15 protein-coding genes and 1 pseudogene are annotated in these 18,599 nt (G+C 43.2%); 12 read left to right on the forward strand and 4 right to left on the reverse strand.

What is annotated here, in order from left to right; translation table 11 throughout:
• Positions 1-72 precede the first annotated feature (72 nt).
• The 9 genes from F7Y48_RS20230 to F7Y48_RS20270 all read left to right on the forward strand — a co-directional run bounded on the left by F7Y48_RS20230 (position 73) and on the right by F7Y48_RS20270 (position 11,552).
• Positions 73-735, forward strand: a complete 663-nt coding sequence (locus F7Y48_RS20230) for a cysteine hydrolase family protein (protein WP_301660405.1) — start codon at positions 73-75, stop codon at positions 733-735.
• A 13-nt stretch (positions 736-748) separates the two neighbouring features.
• Positions 749-1,609, forward strand: coding sequence for a DUF2877 domain-containing protein (locus F7Y48_RS20235; RefSeq protein WP_301660416.1), 861 nt, complete (start codon positions 749-751; stop codon positions 1,607-1,609).
• A gap of 53 nt (positions 1,610-1,662) precedes the next feature.
• Positions 1,663-3,207: an acyl-CoA synthetase FdrA gene (fdrA, locus tag F7Y48_RS20240; RefSeq protein WP_301660404.1), complete on the forward strand. Its 1,545-nt coding sequence runs from the start codon at positions 1,663-1,665 to the stop codon at positions 3,205-3,207.
• Between the two features lie 11 nt (positions 3,208-3,218).
• Positions 3,219-4,640, forward strand: a complete 1,422-nt coding sequence (locus F7Y48_RS20245; RefSeq protein WP_301660403.1) for a DUF1116 domain-containing protein — start codon at positions 3,219-3,221, stop codon at positions 4,638-4,640.
• A gap of 201 nt (positions 4,641-4,841) precedes the next feature.
• The gene (locus tag F7Y48_RS20250; RefSeq protein ID WP_077647651.1) at positions 4,842-5,234 is read left to right on the forward strand and encodes a glutamyl-tRNA amidotransferase; all 393 of its coding nucleotides are present in this window, start codon (positions 4,842-4,844) and stop codon (positions 5,232-5,234) included.
• A gap of 104 nt (positions 5,235-5,338) precedes the next feature.
• Positions 5,339-6,595, forward strand: a complete 1,257-nt coding sequence (locus F7Y48_RS20255; RefSeq protein ID WP_301660402.1) for a cytosine permease — start codon at positions 5,339-5,341, stop codon at positions 6,593-6,595.
• Between the two features lie 135 nt (positions 6,596-6,730).
• Positions 6,731-7,681: a carbamate kinase gene (locus F7Y48_RS20260; protein ID WP_316685325.1), complete on the forward strand. Its 951-nt coding sequence runs from the start codon at positions 6,731-6,733 to the stop codon at positions 7,679-7,681.
• 389 nt (positions 7,682-8,070) lie between these two features.
• A complete protein-coding gene (gene deoD, locus F7Y48_RS20265) occupies positions 8,071-8,778 on the forward strand; it encodes a purine-nucleoside phosphorylase (protein WP_301660415.1) in 708 nt (235 codons plus the stop codon).
• A 1,055-nt stretch (positions 8,779-9,833) separates the two neighbouring features.
• Entirely contained in the window at positions 9,834-11,552 is a 1,719-nt protein-coding gene (locus F7Y48_RS20270) for an ATP-binding protein (protein WP_301660400.1), read from the forward strand.
• Between the two features lie 92 nt (positions 11,553-11,644).
• On the opposite strand, the gene napF is transcribed toward F7Y48_RS20270, so the two are convergent.
• Positions 11,645-12,166 (reverse strand): ferredoxin-type protein NapF, encoded by a 522-nt coding sequence (gene napF, locus F7Y48_RS20275; protein WP_301660399.1) that lies wholly within the window; start codon positions 12,164-12,166, stop codon positions 11,645-11,647.
• Positions 12,159-12,734: a molecular chaperone gene (locus tag F7Y48_RS20280; protein ID WP_301660398.1), complete on the reverse strand. Its 576-nt coding sequence runs from the start codon at positions 12,732-12,734 to the stop codon at positions 12,159-12,161. Before F7Y48_RS20280 ends, napF begins: the two co-directional genes overlap by 8 nt.
• A 191-nt stretch (positions 12,735-12,925) precedes the next feature.
• Here F7Y48_RS20280 and F7Y48_RS20285 point away from each other — a divergent pair, with 191 nt between their 5' ends.
• From F7Y48_RS20285 to F7Y48_RS20295, 3 genes are read left to right on the forward strand one after another with little or no spacing between them, the layout of a single operon-like run.
• The gene (locus F7Y48_RS20285) at positions 12,926-15,370 is read left to right on the forward strand and encodes a DmsA/YnfE/YnfF family dimethyl sulfoxide reductase (protein ID WP_301660397.1); all 2,445 of its coding nucleotides are present in this window, start codon (positions 12,926-12,928) and stop codon (positions 15,368-15,370) included.
• 11 nt (positions 15,371-15,381) lie between these two features.
• Positions 15,382-16,002 carry a DMSO/selenate family reductase complex B subunit gene (locus tag F7Y48_RS20290; protein WP_301660396.1) on the forward strand — a complete coding sequence of 207 codons (621 nt, stop codon included), beginning with the start codon at positions 15,382-15,384 and terminating at the stop codon, positions 16,000-16,002.
• 1 nt (position 16,003) lies between these two features.
• Positions 16,004-16,849 carry a dimethyl sulfoxide reductase anchor subunit family protein gene (locus F7Y48_RS20295; protein WP_301660395.1) on the forward strand — a complete coding sequence of 282 codons (846 nt, stop codon included), beginning with the start codon at positions 16,004-16,006 and terminating at the stop codon, positions 16,847-16,849.
• A 31-nt stretch (positions 16,850-16,880) separates the two neighbouring features.
• Here the strand turns inward: F7Y48_RS20295 and F7Y48_RS20300 are convergent.
• A pseudogene (locus F7Y48_RS20300) lies at positions 16,881-17,081 on the reverse strand (IS5/IS1182 family transposase); the annotation flags it as partial.
• Positions 17,082-17,227: 146 nt separating this feature from the next.
• The gene (locus tag F7Y48_RS23630) at positions 17,228-18,520 is read right to left on the reverse strand and encodes a methyl-accepting chemotaxis protein (protein WP_410483278.1); all 1,293 of its coding nucleotides are present in this window, start codon (positions 18,518-18,520) and stop codon (positions 17,228-17,230) included.
• Positions 18,521-18,599: the final 79 nt, after the last annotated feature.

The raw sequence follows: 18,599 nt of genomic DNA on the forward strand, positions 1-18,599 counted from the left end.
TAGCATCGCTCTAGACTATATGGGTACGCAAAAGAGCGTCAAAAAACACTAACAACAAAAGGTATGATAGTTATGGTTAAGTCATTTAAAGCTGAGCCCTTTGCCCTAGAATTTGATCCCAAAACAACAGCACTTGTTATTATCGATATGCAACGTGACTTCGTTGAGCCTGGTGGCTTTGGTGAAGCGCTTGGTAATGATGTATCACTAGTACGTACTGCAATTGAACCATGCATGGCCGTTTTAGAAGCCGCTCGTGAAGCGGGTCTTATGGTTATTCACACTCGTGAAGGCCACCGTGCAGATTTGACGGATTGTCCACAAGCGAAGTTAACACGTGGTGGCAAGACATTTATCGGTGAAAAAGGACCAAAAGGCCGTATTCTTATTCGTGGTGAGCAGGGGCATGACATTATCCCTGAACTGTACCCTACTGCAGGCGAGCCTATTATCGATAAGCCGGGTAAAGGTGCATTTTACCAAACCGACCTCCACTTAATTCTGCAAAACTATAACATTAAAACGCTTATTGTTTGTGGGGTAACAACAGAAGTATGTGTTAATACAACTGTTCGTGAAGCAAACGACCGTGGTTATGAGTGTATTATTCCTGAAGATTGTGTTGGCTCTTACTTCCCTGAGTTCCAAAAGTACGCTCTTGAAATGATCAAAGCTCAAGGTGCGATTTTTGGTTGGGTATCTGACTCAAACTCGATCATTGAGGCTATTAAATAATCGTGACATAGTGATGTTATTTGCTTCCGAAAAAGGAGACCTATGTCCGGATCAGGCATTTGATGGTTATATTCATAGTGTATTTGACAAAGCCATTAATATCATAAGCAATGATCCTACTATGCCATGGGTTTCCTTACTTGATACTTCTTTACCTAACACACCTTGTGGATTAAAGGTTGATATCTTAAACCAACCAGAGTTTCGGCAGTGTAAAGTAAATGACAGAGTTTACTTTCGTGGCGGTATATTACGCTTTGGTGCACAATCTTTGTTATCGATTGATAGCCGGAGCGCGGTTTATTGGCAACAACCACCAAAGCCAGAGGAGTATCAGAAAAACAGAATATTAAAAAATATTTCTTACGCAGAGAATTATTTTTTAAGCCGAGTAAATAATAAGTTAAATAATAAACACATAAATAGTTATATTGATTATTTAAAAATAGAAGATATTTACTTTAGCTTTGACTTGCTTTCTGAACCTGAAAAGATTGTGATTAATATAGGTAAAGGGCAGGGGTTGACACCTTCTGGTGATGATTTTATATGTGGTGTTCTTGCTATTTTGACATACTTACACAAAGAGGCTGATTTTGTAGAAAAATCAGTTTTTACCAAAGTGAACAAGGCATGTCAGAAAAGGTGGGGAACGACAACAGAAGTAAGCCAACACTATTTAAAGCAAGCGGTAGAAGGCTACTTTTCGCAGCCGGTAATGTGGTTGGTTTATGAGATTTTTAATTCCAGTTCAAATAGTGAATTAGAAAAAACGATATCTAATGTTCTAAAAATAGGGTCTAACTCTGGATGTGATATTGTTTCAGGTATTTTATTTGGGGCTAATCAATTAAAGAATAATTATATTGTTTAGGAAATCTAATTAATCATTATTCAGTTATTGATTAAGAAACAAAGTGGTTATTTATGACAGTTAAATATAAAGCATTTGAAAATATGTATCAGGACTCTGTGTCTTTGATGCAACTATCAGCACAATTAAATAAAATCGATGGAATAGAAGATGCATCGGTAGTAATGGGCACTGAAGCGAATTTAAGCCGTATGGCAGATGCCGGCTTCGGTTCTGATATTACTGCTAAGCCCAACGATTTAGTTATAGCTGTAAAAGGTGAAGAAGAAGCATGTAATGCAGCCATCGAATTGGCGCAAGAGCAATTGACATCTCACTCTAACGAATCAGGTTCCAAAAACGACTTTGAACAACCTTTAACAAGCTTTGCTTTGGGTCTAGAACAAAACCCAGACGCAAACCTCGCGCTGATTTCAGTTCCTGGCGAATACGCAGCAGCAGAAGCGATGAAGGCGCTGAATCTTGGCCTGAACGTAATGATGTTTAGCGACAATGTGTCTTTGCAAGATGAGCTAAAAATCAAACAGCTAGCCCAGAAGAAAGGCCTCATGGTTATGGGACCAGACTGTGGTACTGCGATCGTCAATGGTACACCGCTAGGTTTCTCTAACGTTGTACGTGAAGGTGAAATCGGTATTGTTGCGGCTTCTGGTACTGGATTGCAAGAAGCAACGTGTCGTGTACACCAACTTGGCTTTGGTATTTCACAAGCGTTGGGTACCGGTGGTCACGATTTACACCAAGACATCGGTGGTATTTCGATGCTTACTGGGTTGCAAGCTCTGATTGAAGATGAGCAAACCAAAGTTATCGTGCTTATTTCTAAGCCACCAGCGCAAGAGATTGCAGAGAAAATTCTGAAAGTTGCTCAATTAACTGAAAAGCCAGTTGTTGTGCATTTCTTAGGCGCACCAAGCGATAGTATCCAGAGTGATGGTGTTTATCCAGCACAGACACTTGCTCACTCTGCTGAAGTGGCTGTGGCATTGCTGAATGGTCAAGAAGCTAGCCCAGCTCAAGAGGTAACAGCAGAAGCTCAAAGCTTGGTGCTTAACCACGCGATGAGATTAGGCAAAGAGCAGCGTTATGTACGTGGTGTTTTTGCTGGCGGTACATTCTGTTTTGAAGCGCAGCTTATTTGCCATGAAGCGGGCATTACTGGTTACTCGAACACACCGATTGCAACTTACGCTGCACTAAATGATATCTGGAATAGCCAAGAGCACACAATCGTTGATATGGGTGACGATGCCTTCACGCAAGGTCGTCCACATCCAATGATTGACCCAACGTTGCGCAACCAACGCATTGTACAAGAGGCACGTGATCCAGAAACTGCCGTTGTCTTGTTTGATGTCGTATTAGGTTACGGTGCATCAGAGCAGCCGATGGATGAGCTAATTTCAGAACTTGAAAATCTGAAGAGAGAACAAGAGCAACTTCCGGTATTTATCGCTCATGTTTGTGGTACCGACGTCGATCCACAGTCACGTGAATCAATCAGCCAAATGCTAGCCGACCAAGGCATCATCATTGCTGATTGCAACGCACAAGCGGCACAGTTTGCTGCACTTATTATTAACGAGCAAAATCAATAAGGAAGAGCAGAGTGAAAACATTATTCAATCAAAAGCTGACGGTCCTTAACGCTGGATTAACCAGTTTTGCAACTAACATCGAACGCGCGGGCAGCAGCGCAGTTTCTATTAACTGGCAGCCACCTGCAAATGGCGACATTAATGGCGGTCAAGCTCTCGCAGAACTTATTAATGATTCTCAGATTGAACAGGCGAACCAAGTTGCGCTAGGACGTTATTTAGCGGCGCAGCCAACATTGGTCGATGTCATGATGGCAGGAGAAGCGATCCCTGAACTCGCTGAACGTAAGCTTATTCTACATGCAGGTCCGCCAATTGCGTGGGATGACATGTGTGGGCCTGTGCAAGGCGCGATTCTTGGCGCAATCGTGTTTGAAAAATGGGCTAAGGATATTGATGAAGCTCAATCAATGATCAACTCTGGAGAGGTTGTATTTGAGCCGTGCCATCACTATGACGCAGTGGGTCCAATGGCCGGTATCATCAGTCGTTCTATGCCTGTGTGGGTTATTGAAAACCAGGCCGAAGAGGGCACTCAGCGCGTATTCTGTAACTTTAATGAAGGCTTAGGTAAAGTTCTTCGTTTTGGTGCGAACAGCCGCGAAGTTATTGAGCGTCTTGAGTGGATGGGAACAGAACTCGCTCAAGCGATGCAAGCCGCAGTACGCGAAATTAACGGTCTAGAGCTTAAGCCAATCATGGCGCAAGCGCTACATATGGGTGATGAAGTACATAACCGCAATGCAGCCGCAACCGGCTTGTTGTTAAAGCACCTGCTCCCAGCATTAATCGCAGCGAATCTAGAGCAAGATGTGCTTAAACGTGTAATGAGCTTTGTTACGGGTAATGACCACTTCTTCCTTAACCTTTCTATGGCAGCTTGTAAGAGCATGATGAAAGCCGCAGAGGGTGTGCCAAACAGTACCATGGTTACAGTGATGGCTCGTAACGGTGTGAACTTTGGTATTCAACTCTCAGGCACCGGAAATCAATGGTTCCAAGCACCAGCTAACCCGGTGAATGGTTTGTTCTTCCCGGGTTACGGTGTTGAGGATGCCGCTGCGGATTTGGGTGACAGTGCGATCACTGAAACCGCAGGTGTTGGTGGTTTTGCAATGGCATCTTCTCCAGCAATCGTTAAGTTTGTTGGTGGTACGCCAGATGACGCAACGAATAACAGCCGTTCAATGCAGTCAATTACTATTGGTAATAACCCAGCCTTTACTCTACCGGCTCTTAACTTTGCTCCAACTGCGGCGGGGATTGATGCTCGCAAAGTCGCAGATAGCGGGGTACTGCCGATTATCAATACCGGTATTGCGCACAAACAGGCGGGTGTTGGTCAGATTGGTGCAGGTATCACAAGTGCACCGATGCAATGTTTTGTTGATGCGCTGCTTGCATTAAAAGCTCAGCGTGCGTCAGAAGAATAATTATGACTAAACGTCCGTTAGCTGTCTTGCCCTCGGTAGGAATGTCCTGATTGAGCGTGGTTGGGACATTGTGAACACGCATGGCAACGGACTACAAGTGGCTTAATAGCGAAAGCGAACTCACTATTGCAAGCCCTTGGCGATAAAACACAGTTAATTAATTTTTATTTGCCCAGTGCGCTGGGCTTTTTGGAGAGAATCATGTCAACAACTAAAACTACACTACTTGCCGTTAATGGTACTTTAATGCGCGGCCTAAAACTCAACCCAAACCTACTAAATGTTGGCGGCGAGTTTGTTCGTGAAGACGTGACAGATAAACACTACCGTCTGTGGTCAATTAATGATGATCATCCTGCGATGATTCGCACCATCGAAGAAAACAACTCCGTTGACCTAGAAATCTGGTCACTACCGATGGAAGCTTTTGCCACTGTACTTATGAATGAGCCGGCAGGCCTTTCAATCGGTAAGGTTATTCTTGCTGATGGTAGCGAAGTACTAGGCGTACTAGGTGAGCCATCTCTAGTTGAAGGACAGCGTGAAATCACTCATACCGGTGGCTGGCGCAAGTACACCGAAACGTTGAGCTAACGGTTTAACCAACTTTCTCCAGTCATCTCGTTAGCTTAATTGCTAATCCCTACCACGAGATGACTGGAGACCATAATAGTCTACGACATAAAAGGTCATGAATTATGAGTAACAACAGAAAGAGCGATGACGCACCGAATACTGCCTCTGGTATTCAAATTGCCATGATACTACTTGGTATCTTGATTACCCCGGTATTGCTAGCCTCGTCTAGTTTGGGTAGCCAACTAGAGCTGGGTAATGCTGCGTTAATTATTGCCTGCGGTAGTTTGATTTTAACAGTGCTTGCGGCAATTAATATCTCTATCGGAGAAAAGGCAAGATTGCCAACCTACGGTATTGTCAAATTCTCTTTTGGTAACCAAGGAGCGATTGCAATTAATATTATTATGGCAATCAGCTTATTTGGTTGGATCACAGTAACCGCTAATATGTTCGGCCACAGTGTGCATGATGTATTGGCTGACTTTGGGTTATCTATTCCTGTTCCAATATTGGTTGCTATTGGTTGTGTTATTTTCGTTGCTTCTACCGCGTTTGGTTTTGAAATATTGGGTAAAGTATCGAAAGCTGCGGTACCAGTAATCGTTGTGTTGATGTTTGTTGTGCTATTCCTTGCGACAAACAGTGGCGTTTCTGCAACAGAAAAACTAGCACAACTACCATTTGGGACTGCCGTTTCTTCTGTTGTTGGTTCCATCATCGTTTTGGTTGCTACGGCACCAGATTTTGGTAGTTTCGTGCACAATCGTAGGCATGCAGTTATGGCTGGTGTATTGACGTTTGGCCTTGCTTATCCAGTACTATTCTTTGTTGGCGCAGTACCAAGTGCTCTCACTTCAGAAGGTTCATTGCTAGGTGCAATGGCAGTCATTGGTGCGACACTTCCTGCAGCAGTATTATTAGTCTTTGCTTGTGTGACAGGTAATGCTGGTAACATGTTCCAAGGAACATTGGTGGTATCAACGCTGTTTAATAAAATCGCTAAATGGAAAATTACCGTCGTGCTAGGTATTCTTGCAACTATTCTAGGTAGTATGGAGATCATGGCGTGGTTTATTCCATTCTTGCTATTTTTAGGTATTGCGACACCACCTATTGCAGGTATCTACATTGCGGACTTTTTCATGAACCGTCAACAAGGTTATGACCAAGATCTACTTGAAAAAGAGAGTGCTATCAAGCCAATGACTTTCGTTGCTTGGGGTCTTGGTTCTTTGGTTGGTTTTGCTACCGTGAATGGTATGTTTACTCTTACTGGTATCCCTTCTCTTGATTCTATTTTAACTGCATCTTTAGGTTACTTCTTATTGTGTCGCAGTGGATCTGCACCGATGACCGCAAACAAAAACCCTCGTTAAAACGTGCTATACGCAAGCACCGTTCAGGTGCTTGCTATTGCTGAACACGTTCATTCAGCAAGGCATTTATTCGGAAAAGATACGCTATTCAGATTAGCGTTCACATTCCAACATTTAAAACAATAGGTATAATTTATGAAACCAACTATCGTGGTTGCCTTAGGTGGTAATGCTTTATTACGTCGTGGACAAACTCCATCATACGAAAATCAATTAAGCAGCGTTGCAGTAGCGGCTGAGTCGATCGCTAAGTTGAGCGAAAAATATCGTGTCGCGATCGTGCATGGTAACGGCCCTCAAGTTGGTCTATTGAGCCAGCAAAATGAAGCGTACCAGGAGTCTGTACCGGCTTATCCATTAAGCTGTTTAGTGGCAGAAACTCAGGGAATGATCGCCACAATGCTAGTGCAAGAATTACGTAAGCGTACAGAGAAGAATATTGTCTCTATTCTTAGCCATGTTGAAGTCGATGCGAATAGTCCAGAGTTTAATGACCCAACAAAATTCATTGGCCAGGTTTACAGCCAAGAAGAAGTGCAGAAGCTAGCAGAGCAATACAACTGGGAAGTTCGCGCCGATGGCAAATACTACCGTCGCGTGGTGGCGTCTCCGCAGCCACAAAAAGTGCAAGAGAGCCAGGCTATCAAGCACGAGTTAGAGCAAGACAACATTGTAATTTGTTGTGGCGGTGGCGGTATCCCTGTCGCTGAGTGTAATGGCGTAATGAGCAATATCGATTGTGTGATCGATAAAGATGCAACCGCATCTTTGTTGTCACGTGAAATCGCTGCTGATTACTTCCTGATCCTGACCGATGGTGACGGCATTTTCATTAACTGGGGTAAACCGGATCAGTACAAACTGGATACGGTCAGCTGCAATGAGTTAAAAACTTATGAGTTTGATAAAGGCTCAATGCAGCCTAAAGTGGATGCTATCGTTAACTACGCAGAAGCGGTACCTCAATCGACAGGCGTAATCGCGGACTTAACGCTCGCTTTAGAAGCACTGGCAGGTCAAGCAGGTACTCGTATTACTAACACGGTCGTTCCTGAAGTTCAGGCTGCAGAAGACGCAATTTGCTAGTTGAGCTTACCGTCCTTTGATATAAATCCACTGCATTTTTAATGCGGTGGATTCAGATTGATGAAGAACCCCACTTTTTAAAGTGGGGTTCTTTTTTAATTCATCAGGAATTACGATTATTTCGCTCTGTCATGTACGCGTTATTTATTGCAACATTTATTATAAGGCATTGGGTTTAATATAAGTAAATTATTGAGAGCTATGCGATTGAAACTTTTGAACATCAGGGGCAGGAAGGAGAGTCGTAATAACAGTTACTTGCTGAAAATAGACTTACTTAACAGAACGTTAATTATCGAGTCAACATACGTGTACTGGCGGACATATGTCCGTTTGTTTTTAAGTGCCATCACCTACAATTAATAAGTCGATACATACAAAAAGGAACAATCATGACTCCTCATATTAATGCATCAAAAGGTGACTTTGCTGAAACGGTTCTAATGCCGGGTGATCCACTTCGCGCTAAATTTATCGCCGAAAACTACTTATCTGACGCCAAGCAAGTGAGCGACGTGAGAAACGTGCTCGGCTTTACTGGCACGTACAAAGGAAATCCCGTTTCCGTATTGGCTTCTGGCATGGGTACACCGTCAATGGCGATTTACGCGAATGAGCTAATTAATGAGTATGATGTTAAGCAGCTAATTCGTGTTGGTAGTTGTGGCGCGATCGCTGAAGATATTGAGCTAAGAGACATTATTGTGCCAAACGCGGCCAGTACTGGCAATGCGATGAACCGCGCACGATTCGCAGGTTACGATTATGCAGCGGCTCCGGATTTTTCTATGCTGAAAACCTGTTGGGATGTCTCTGAGGCGATGTCTATCGACGTGCGAGTGGGCAACATTTTCACCAATGATTTCTTCTATGAAGATCCGGATTACCTCATGCCTGCACTTAAGACGATGAATATCTTAGCGTTGGATATGGAGTCCGCCGCGTTGTTCTCAATCGCCGCGAAAAATCGTGTGAAAGCGTTAAGTATTCTGACGGTGTCTGACCACGTAGTGAAAGGCGGAGAGCTGACGCATCAAGAGCGTCAAACCTCGTTTGATAATATGATGCTATTGGCGCTAGAAACCGCGACCAAATAAAGCACGTGATGCAATAAAAAGGCTCGCACTAAAGGCAAATAATACTACCTTACAGTGCGAGCCGATAATTGGATCTAGCTTACTGAATACAGACCTCAAGCCGTTTCAAAGCTAGTACAGATTAGGCGACTGAGATATTAACGTGATTTCTTAACAGTCTGTCCATTTACTTATACTTTAACACTGTAGTTTTATATCGGTATGACCCCGCTCAGCTTGAAGATTGTACTACGAGAAAAGCACGAGTAAAGAAGATATGCACTGAACTAAAGTTTCGCAACTTATGTTTGACCTTACAGACCCATAGGTGAGTACGACTAGGCCGCTATGCACCTTTGCTGGTGTATTCACCTAACAGGAGGTCATATGAGAAATTATCTTCAGGAGGAATGTATCGGCATAACATTCAATTTGAGCTTGAAAGCGGTGTGGTGGTACTGCTTACTTTTCTAGACTTAGCCATTGATAGTAACCTAAATGCGAATGATTTTATCAAAATTGAAATATACGGTATTTCTTCGTAAGGAGTAATTTATGAAAGGGTTTAATAAAAGCCGGACACTGTTGTGCATTATGAAGTTACTCCTAGAGCGGAGCAAAGTACTCGTCAATGGTTCTATTCAACACATCCAAAGACAAGTCGTTTTTTTCAAGTTGCTGCAGTAGTAGCCAATATATCAGTTACTCATTTTACGCGTCGCACCACAGTTCCTCTGAACCATGCCAGAACGAGAATATGGGGGCTTTATGACAACTTTTCAGATGGTTGCGTGAAGTAACAAAATTGGCGCAAGGGGCCGTTATTTACTAGACTGGTTGTATAAGTGCGAGGATGGCTGAGGAGGCTGATCGTTGTCTAAGTTAAAAATGCTCGCGCGGGGAATACTAGCCACTTTGTTGGTGATAGCCGCTTCTTTTTTCTATTACGTTGAAAAAGAAAGTGTCATACCTGTGATCCATGAGTTCCATCTGGAGGAGTCTAGTGAATGATAGAAATTCACAAAGTATGAATATACTTGAGTTTTTTATTGGCATTGGATTAGGTATCACCTTGATTGCTTTTTTTCTCTTTTAAGACTCAAAACAACCTTCTAGAAGCAGTAGAAAGTTCTCATGTTGCGCACTCATCAAGTATTATTCATATCAGAAATTATGTTTATTTATTAGACCGAAAAGATAACGATAAAGCACGTAAATTATTGAACCAGATACAAGAGTTAACTAGTGAATTAAAGGGGCTATCCGAAGCATCCAATGATATTACTACAAGATTCCCCCAGTTTTTTTGGCTAGGAGATTCACTTTCTCACATAGTTGAAGCTTACGCCAAAACAGCAAATGAGCAGTTAGCTTTACTTGAGAATATAATTGAAGTTAAGCAAAAGACAAAAACAACGCCACCTCTAAATAAATTAGAGCGACTTGTTTTTTCAGAGTCCATGGACGAAGCCGCCGAACAAGCTCATGAACGTTTAATGAATAATATTTTTCTAACGAGTGAAGCGGCGGTTTATTCATTAATACTTTCCACTGTTTTAATGTTTTCGGTCATTGTTTTATATCTTAGTCACTACATAGCTGAACTCAAAAATACCAAACTAGCTCTGCAAGCAGCGGTAAAAAAAGCCGAAGAGGCTAACCATGCTAAATCCATGTTTTTGGCAGCCATGAGTCATGAAATTCGTACTCCAATGAATGGTGTTATAGGAATGACTCAGCTGCTCATATCAGATAACAAAGACCCCAAGGTTCAGGAGCACTTAAGCACGCTACTAGAATCTGGTGAGCACCTTATGGTGATTATTAATGAAATTCTAGACTTCTCGAAGTTAGAACAAGGAAAACTAGACCTTGTTAAAGAAGACTTTGATGCTCGTCAATTAGTAATACCTGTAATAAATGCGTTCAATCCACAAGCTCATGATAAAGGTGTTCAGCTCACTTTTGACACTCAACAGCTTCCCAAGAACTTAGTTCTGAAAGGAGATATTGTTCGTATTCGTCAAATTATTTTTAACTTAGTGGGGAATGCAATCAAGTTCACTTCGGATGGTATGGTTAAAGCTGTAGTAAAGTATGACGTTAAAAAAGAGGAGCTCATCTTCCAAGTTTCTGACACAGGGATAGGCATTCCAAGCAAACGTTTAGAGAGTATCTTTAATGCTTTTGAGCAAGCTGAGATAAGAACAATGCATGACTTCGGAGGCACAGGGTTAGGTCTATCGATAGTAAAAAAATTATGCTTGGCAATGGGGGGGGACGTAACAGTTACTAGTAAGTTAGGTATCGGGAGTTGCTTTACTGCGACAGTTACAACTCCCGTAGGAACGCAAAGCAACTTACAAAAAAAATCCCTGTTACTAGCCGATTTTGAGGGAGAGAGTGTGCTGATTGTTGAGGATAACCGAGTGAATCAACTCGTTGCTAAGCGTATGTGCCAAAAACTAGGTTTTACCGTTTTTATCGCCTCTGATGGTGTTGAGGCGATAAAAAAGGTGCAGCAAACATCTTTCAACGTGATTTTAATGGATCATCAGGTGCCTAAAATGGGAGGTATAGAAGCCACGCACATCATACGAAATGAGCACCTCTTTAAGGGGATAATTCTTGGTTGCACTGCTGATGTAACCGATGAGACAGCTGCGGGTTATATCAGGGCCGGGGTAAATGTTGTGATAACAAAACCTCTTAAGTTAGAGTCTTTGGCTGAAGCGCTTACGCAAAGCCGAGAAAACAAGAACTCTTTCAGGTGTTACGAAGCTATAGGTCATTAGCTTGTTCAACTATACTAGAAGTGAAGTACGTCCATCACATCAAAGCCTTTTCGTTAGGGGACGTGAAGTTAAGGGAAGTCACTTAATGCACTTCATCTATAGTGTTTGTTATACAGCTTCATTAAAATCGCGTTTGAATAACAACTAATACGACATTGCCCGCAACCATTGCAGAGTTCGTTGTTTATGTGTGGTAGTTCATCATCTTGAACGGAGATGGCATGTTGTGGACAAGCGGAGGCACATTGCTGGCATTCCGTCTGAAGGTAATTGTCGCAGCTTTGCGTAAAGTCTGGACGCAAGTTGATGTCTAGTGGTACAGAAGCATGCAGCGCGTCGCTAGGGCAGGCTTTGACACACTCGCTACATAAACTGCATTGGTTGTAATCGAGATTGAGTTGCGCCAGTTGAGCATCAAGCTCTATGACACTGTTTGGGCAAACTTTGAGGCATTCACCACAGCCGTCGCAAAGACGCACAAACAACGCCTCATCCACCGCATGAGGCGGGCGTGCTACGAGGCGCGGTGTTATTTCGGCTTGCTGAGTCCGTTTTACTGGTTGGCTGAAACGGCTCAGAAAGCCTCGTCGATTAGTATCGATAGATTCACTCATTCAAATAGATCTTCCTTTTCACTACTTCAATCTGTTGTTGTTGAATCAATGCGTTTAGCCATTTCGAGACGTCTTCTGCCAACCGCTGATAAAACAGATTTGGCGCTTTGTATCTGAGCTGCTCAAGATAGCTTGAGCCCCAAGGCATTAAATGCTCTCCGAGTAGCTCACATGCTGTTTGTGTTTGGTCTTGTTCAAGAAAGTATGCGCAGGCTAACAGCATTAAACCAAATTGATCTTCTGGCTCGCGTTGGCCTGAATCTAATTCGATACCGTTCTGCTGTAAAAATAATCGATATTGCGTGTTTGATTCACCGAACAATATCTGTTCTTTGTCTAAATATACCGATCCCCAAGGTGGGACTGGCATAGTACCCATTCCTTCGAATACCACGCTGAAATCATGTTCGAGTTGTTCTTCCGTTAAAGAAGTGAGCGAATTCAACGTTTCTGTTTGAAGAACATTTTCTGTCACTAAAGAGCGTACCAGCTCAACCGATTCTGACTTGCCGCGTTTGTGATAGAACAGTGTGCCTAATATCTTTAGTGTATAGATAATCGTTTTCATTTCAATAAATTAGCTTAACAATGTGTGTTTCTATTCTTTCATATTCACGCCAAGTTTAATCACAAAATTGACAATTTAAAATTAAATTAATATTCACTTTGATTTATATCAATAGTGGGTGCTCTCATCATTTTAATAGCACGAATTTAACCCTAAAGTGGTATGTGCAAGCAATGTTAAGGCATCCAATTATGACGAAGAATAAACAGCAATCTGACTTGATGAATCTGACTCGTCGCGGATTCATTAAAGCGAGTTCTGCGATAGGTAGTGCAGCGGCGTTAGCCAGTGGTATTAGCTTACCATTTAAGTCTAGCCCTGCACGCGCGGTAGAATCAGTAACAAGTGACGAGAAAGTTGTTTGGAGTGCATGCACAGTAAACTGTGGTTCACGCTGCCCGCTTCGCATGCATGTACAAAATGGTGAGATCAAATATGTTGAAACCGATAATACCGGTGGAGACGTATTTGGTGACAGTCCTCAAGTAAGAGCATGCTTACGTGGCCGTTCTATGCGCCGCCGGGTATATAACCCAGACCGATTGAAGTACCCAATGAAACGGGTAGGTAAGCGTGGTGAAGGTAAGTTTAAGCGCATCAGTTGGGAAGAAGCTTACGATGAAGTTGCCAAGACGATGCAACGGCTAATCAAAGACTACGGCAACGACGCAATTTATTTGAACTACGGTACGGGCACGCTTGGCGGGACAGTGACTAAGTCATGGCCACCAGCATCCACATTGATTGCTCGTTTAATGAATTTATGCGGTGGCTATTTAAATCACTACGGCGATTACTCCACAGCGCAAATTGCGGAAGGCCTCAGTCATACCTACGGCGGCTGGGCGATGAACAACTCGTTTTCTGATTTGGCCAACGCAAAGCTTAATATCCAGTTTGGTAATAACCCTGCTGAGACTCGGATGTCTGGTGGTGGTTTGATCCATCACTATGTCGAGAGTAAAAATAAGTCCAACGTTAGAACCATTATTATTGACCCTCGTTACACCGATACCGCAGGCGGGCGTGAAGACCAATGGATCCCAATTCGTCCTTCTACTGATGCGGCATTAGTAGCAGGCTTAGCGCATGTGCTTATCACGGAGAACTATGTCGATCAGGCTTTCCTCGATAAATATTGCATCGGCTACGATGAGAAAACCCTGCCAGCGTCCGCACCAAAAAACAGCGACTACAAGTCATACATCTTAGGCTTGGGTGACGATGGGGTAGAAAAAACGCCGCAATGGGCTTCAAAGATCACAGGGATTCCTGTCGACACCATTATTAAGCTGGGCCGAGAAATGGGCGCAAACAAACCATGTGCCATTCACCAAGGCTGGGGTTTGCAACGCACGGCGAACGGTGAATTGGCATCGCGCGCTATTGTTATGCTGTCTCTACTGACTGGCTCGGTAGGTGTATCTGGTGGTTCAACTGGTGCTCGTGAGAGTGATATCAATATTCCGTTTGTGCGTTTCCCAACGGTTCCTAATCCAGTAAAAACCTCTATCTCGATGTTCTTGTGGACGGATGCAATTTATCGCCACCATGAAATGACAGATAAAACCGATGGTGTGAGAGGTGCAGAGCGCTTAGCGAATCCGATCAAGATGATTTGGAACTACGCGGGTAACTGCTTGGTTAACCAGCATGCCGAGATCAACAAAACTCATGAAATCTTACAAGACGACAAAGCGTGTGAAATGATTGTCGTGATCGACAATCACATGACTTCTTCTGCTAAGTACGCCGATATTATCCTGCCGGATTTAACCACTTCTGAACAAGATGACTGGGCAATGGACGGCAAAGCATCGAATGCGCCTTATTTCATCTACGCCCAGAAAGCGATTGAGCCTCAGTTCGAAGCAAAAAGTATCTACGAAATGTGCTCTGAAATCGCCAAACGGATGGGAGTAGAGAAAGAGTTTACTGAAGGGCGGACACAGCAAGAGTGGGTTGAGCATTTGTATGCGGAAACCCGCAAGCAAGACCCATCTCTACCAACCTTTGAAGAGATGAAAGAGTTGGGCATTTATAAGCGTCAATATCAGCGTGATTACATCGCTTATCAAGATTTTCGTAATGATCCTGAAGCCAATCCGCTTTCAACCCCAAGTGGCAAGATTGAAATTTACTCTGAAACACTAGCGAACATTGCCAAAGAGTGGACGCTAAAAGAAGATGAAGTGATTCATCCACTACCTATCTATGTGGATTCGTTTGAGGGACACAATGACCCATTAACAGCCAAGTACCCACTGCAGCTGACGGGATTCCACTTTAAAGCTCGCTGCCACTCTACTTATGGCAATGTGGCATTGCTTAAAGCGGCGGCACGTCAGGAAGTATGGATTAATCCGATCGATGCCGAGGCCCGTGGCATCAAAAATGGCGACATGGTGAGTATTTTTAATGATCGCGGCGAAGTGTGGATTCCCGCCAAAGTGACACCACGTATCTTGCCTCACGTAGTCGCGCTAGGTGAAGGCGCTTGGTATGCACCCGATGGACAAAAAGTCGATCATGCTGGCTCGATTAACGTGTTAACGACTCAGCGACCAAGTCCACTCGCTAAGGGTAATCCGCAACACTCCAATCTGGTTGATATCAAATTGGCGAACAAAGCATAAGGTAGGTAAAGATGAAACAATACGGCTTTTACATAGATTCAAGTAAATGCACAGGTTGTAAAACTTGCCAGCTTGCTTGTAAAGACTATCGGGACTTGGACGTGAAGCGCAATTATCGTCGTGTGTATGAATACGCTGGCGGCGGCTTTGTCCAAGATGGAGATACGTGGATTCAAAATGATGTGTTCTCTTACTATTTGTCCATCGCGTGTAATCACTGCTCAAATCCAGCTTGCGTGAAAGTGTGTCCGTCAGGCGCGATGCACAAACGCCAAGAAGATGGTTTGGTGGTGGTAAACGAAGAGATTTGTATTGGCTGTCAGCACTGTAGCAACGCGTGTCCGTATGGCGCGCCTCAGTTTAGCAAAGAGAAAGGCCATATGACTAAGTGCGATGGGTGCTACGAGCGCGTGGCTGATGGTAAGCAACCAATGTGTGTTGAATCTTGTCCGCTGCGTGCGTTGGAATTTGGGGAAGTCCAGGTATTACGTGAGAAATACGGTACAACCGCTGATGTTGCGCCACTACCTTCTTCACACCTGACTTTGCCCAATATTGTGATTAAGTTGAACAAGAATGCTAAGCCAACGGGCGATACAACTGGCTACTTAGCAAACCCTAAGGAGGTTTAAGATGATTTTCCATGAGTATTCTTTAATCTTCTTTACGGTGCTGGCGCAAACGGCCGTCGGTGGTTACTTAATCGTTAGCGCGCATGCGTTGGCCATGGGTTTTGATGAAGCAAAAATCAACAGCTACAAAGTGCCGATGTTTGCTCTGTGGGCGATCATGGGATTGGGCTTTCTGTTCTCGATCACCCATTTAGGTTCTCCGCTCCGCGCATTTAACTCATTTAACCAGCTAGGTTCAGCGTGGCTGTCAAATGAAGTGTTCTTTGGCGCTGCGTTCTTCGTTGTTGGTGGGCTACAGTGGTTGCTATCAGTACTGAATAAAGGCGGTGCAGCAGTTCAAAAAATCTTAATGATTGGCGCGATGGTTCTGGGTTGTATCTTTATGTATTCCATGGTGAATGTGTACATGATCAATACCGTTCCAACCTGGTTTAACATTTACACACCGCTAAGCTTTGTGATGACAATGGTGGTCGGTGGTTTGTTGCTCTCGCAGCTGGTGATCGTATCTGCCAAGGATAGCCGCTTCACTGTGGATCGAAACATTGTGATGTTGGCTGTTGTTGCGGTTGCGATTAGCTTGGTCGTGACGGTGGGCAAAATGAACCTTGTGAGTGAAGTACAAAGTTCAACTATTAAAGCTTCTGAACTGGTGGATGGACTTGGCGGTTATTTGAGTGTGCAAGTGGCTCTTCTGCTGGCTGGTCTACTCATTTGGGTGTTGCCGATGATCAATAAGTCGAGTGTCAATCCAGTTAACTTAACCGTAGCGCTGGTGTTGATCTTAGCGTCTGAGTTGATAGGACGTGGCCTGTTTTACAGCTTACACATGACGGTGGGTTTCTAGGGCGTGTTGATCTTTGCTGTACATATTGTTCTCAGCAATACATCGATAGCCACATCATAGTAAACGCCAGTGATACCATGCTGGCGTATTTTCTCTCTAACTTGTCATATTTGGTTGATATTGACAGAGAGTGCTTAATCCTTGCGAAGGCATTCTCAACTTGATGTCGGTATGTATATAAGCACCAATCTACACATTTTTTATCTATATCCTGACCATAGTTCCTTTTGGGAGTGAGGCTTGCCTCTCCTTTAAACATATATATGCTTTGAGATCTTCATTTTCATAGCCTCTGTCTACAATGAAAACATTTACTATCTCAATAATAAACAAAGCCAACCTTTGGGGTCGGCTTGCTCTAAAAAAACGCTCAAAGCATTATGATTGACTCTCAGATAGACTCATAACGGTATTTGAAACATTTTCAGCGCCCTTATGGATTTCATCCATCACCGTCGATACTTCAGTGATTTTGGCGTTACCTTCCTCTGAGATTAATGACACTTCGGTCATGCTCTTTGTCACGTCGTTGATTAGGGATTGATTTTGTTCCACCACTTTTACAATCTCGTCTGTAGAGTCTGAGGTTCGAGACGCTAATTGGCGGACTTCATCCGCTACAACTGCAAAGCCTCTGCCATGCTCACCAGCTCTTGCAGCTTCGATAGCTGCGTTAAGTGCTAGTAAGTTGGTTTGATCCGCAATGCTCTGAATCGTTTTTACTATGTTTTGAATGTCTTGCGAGCTATCTTTTAGTTGGTGGACTTTTTGAGCTGTTTCGCCTGCTTTTTGAGATACGTTTAATGAAACTTGAACAGAGTCTGCCAGAAGCCTAGAGCCCTCCTGGGCTATTTGTGCCGTTTCTACTGAGGTGGAGTAAGCAATTTCTGAAGCTTCAGCTATAGCACGGTTACGTTCTACTCGCTCGGTAATGTCACTCGCAAATTTAACAACTTTTACTACCTTGCCTGTTTCGTCGAGAATTGGATTGTATGTAGCTTCAATCCAAACACTTGTATCATTAGCGCTACGACGTTGAAATAGGCCTGATTTAATCTGTCCACTTTGTAACTCTTGCCAGAACTGAGGGTTTTTTTCGTAAAAATCGTCAAAGCAGAATGTACGATGATGTTGCCCTTCTATTTGGTTTGCTGTGTAACCTAACGTGTTCAAGAAGTTGTTATTTGCTTGAAGCACAACTCCTTGTGGGTCAAATTCGATAATGGCTTGAGATTTATTTAGGGCTGAAATAAGTGCTTCACTTTTTTGATTTTTGTTATAAAGATCTGTTACGTCGGAAGCAACCTTTGCAATACCCGTGAAATTTCCGTCAGAGTCCTTGATTGAGAAGTAAGTAGCTTCAAGAACAACGCGCTCACCTTGCTTATTTTGTCTCTCGAAGGTACCTTCTTTAATTACTCCATTAGTTACATCTCTCCAAAAGTTTTGGTATAAGGAAGAGTTTACTTGGTTTTCTGGACAGAAGATTCTGTGATGTTTACCTTTAACTTCATCTAATGAAAACCCAAAAATTTTCAAAAATAGTGGACTTGCATCTTTAACTGATCCATCTAGGCTGAACTCGACCCATGCAACATGTCTCTTTAAAGCGTTGTATACATTCTCGGAATGACAGGACTTTATTATTGTCTTTTTTTTAGAGAAAAACATAACTTAACCTTACGTAAAAAGGAATTGTTACTGACGTGTATGTGGTTATATTAGTTTCACTATAATACTCTTTATATTT

Origin of the sequence: Vibrio sp. 2-1-2a (assembly GCF_032648565.1) — a bacterium.
Classification (GTDB): Bacteria; Pseudomonadota; Gammaproteobacteria; order Enterobacterales; family Vibrionaceae; genus Vibrio; species Vibrio diabolicus.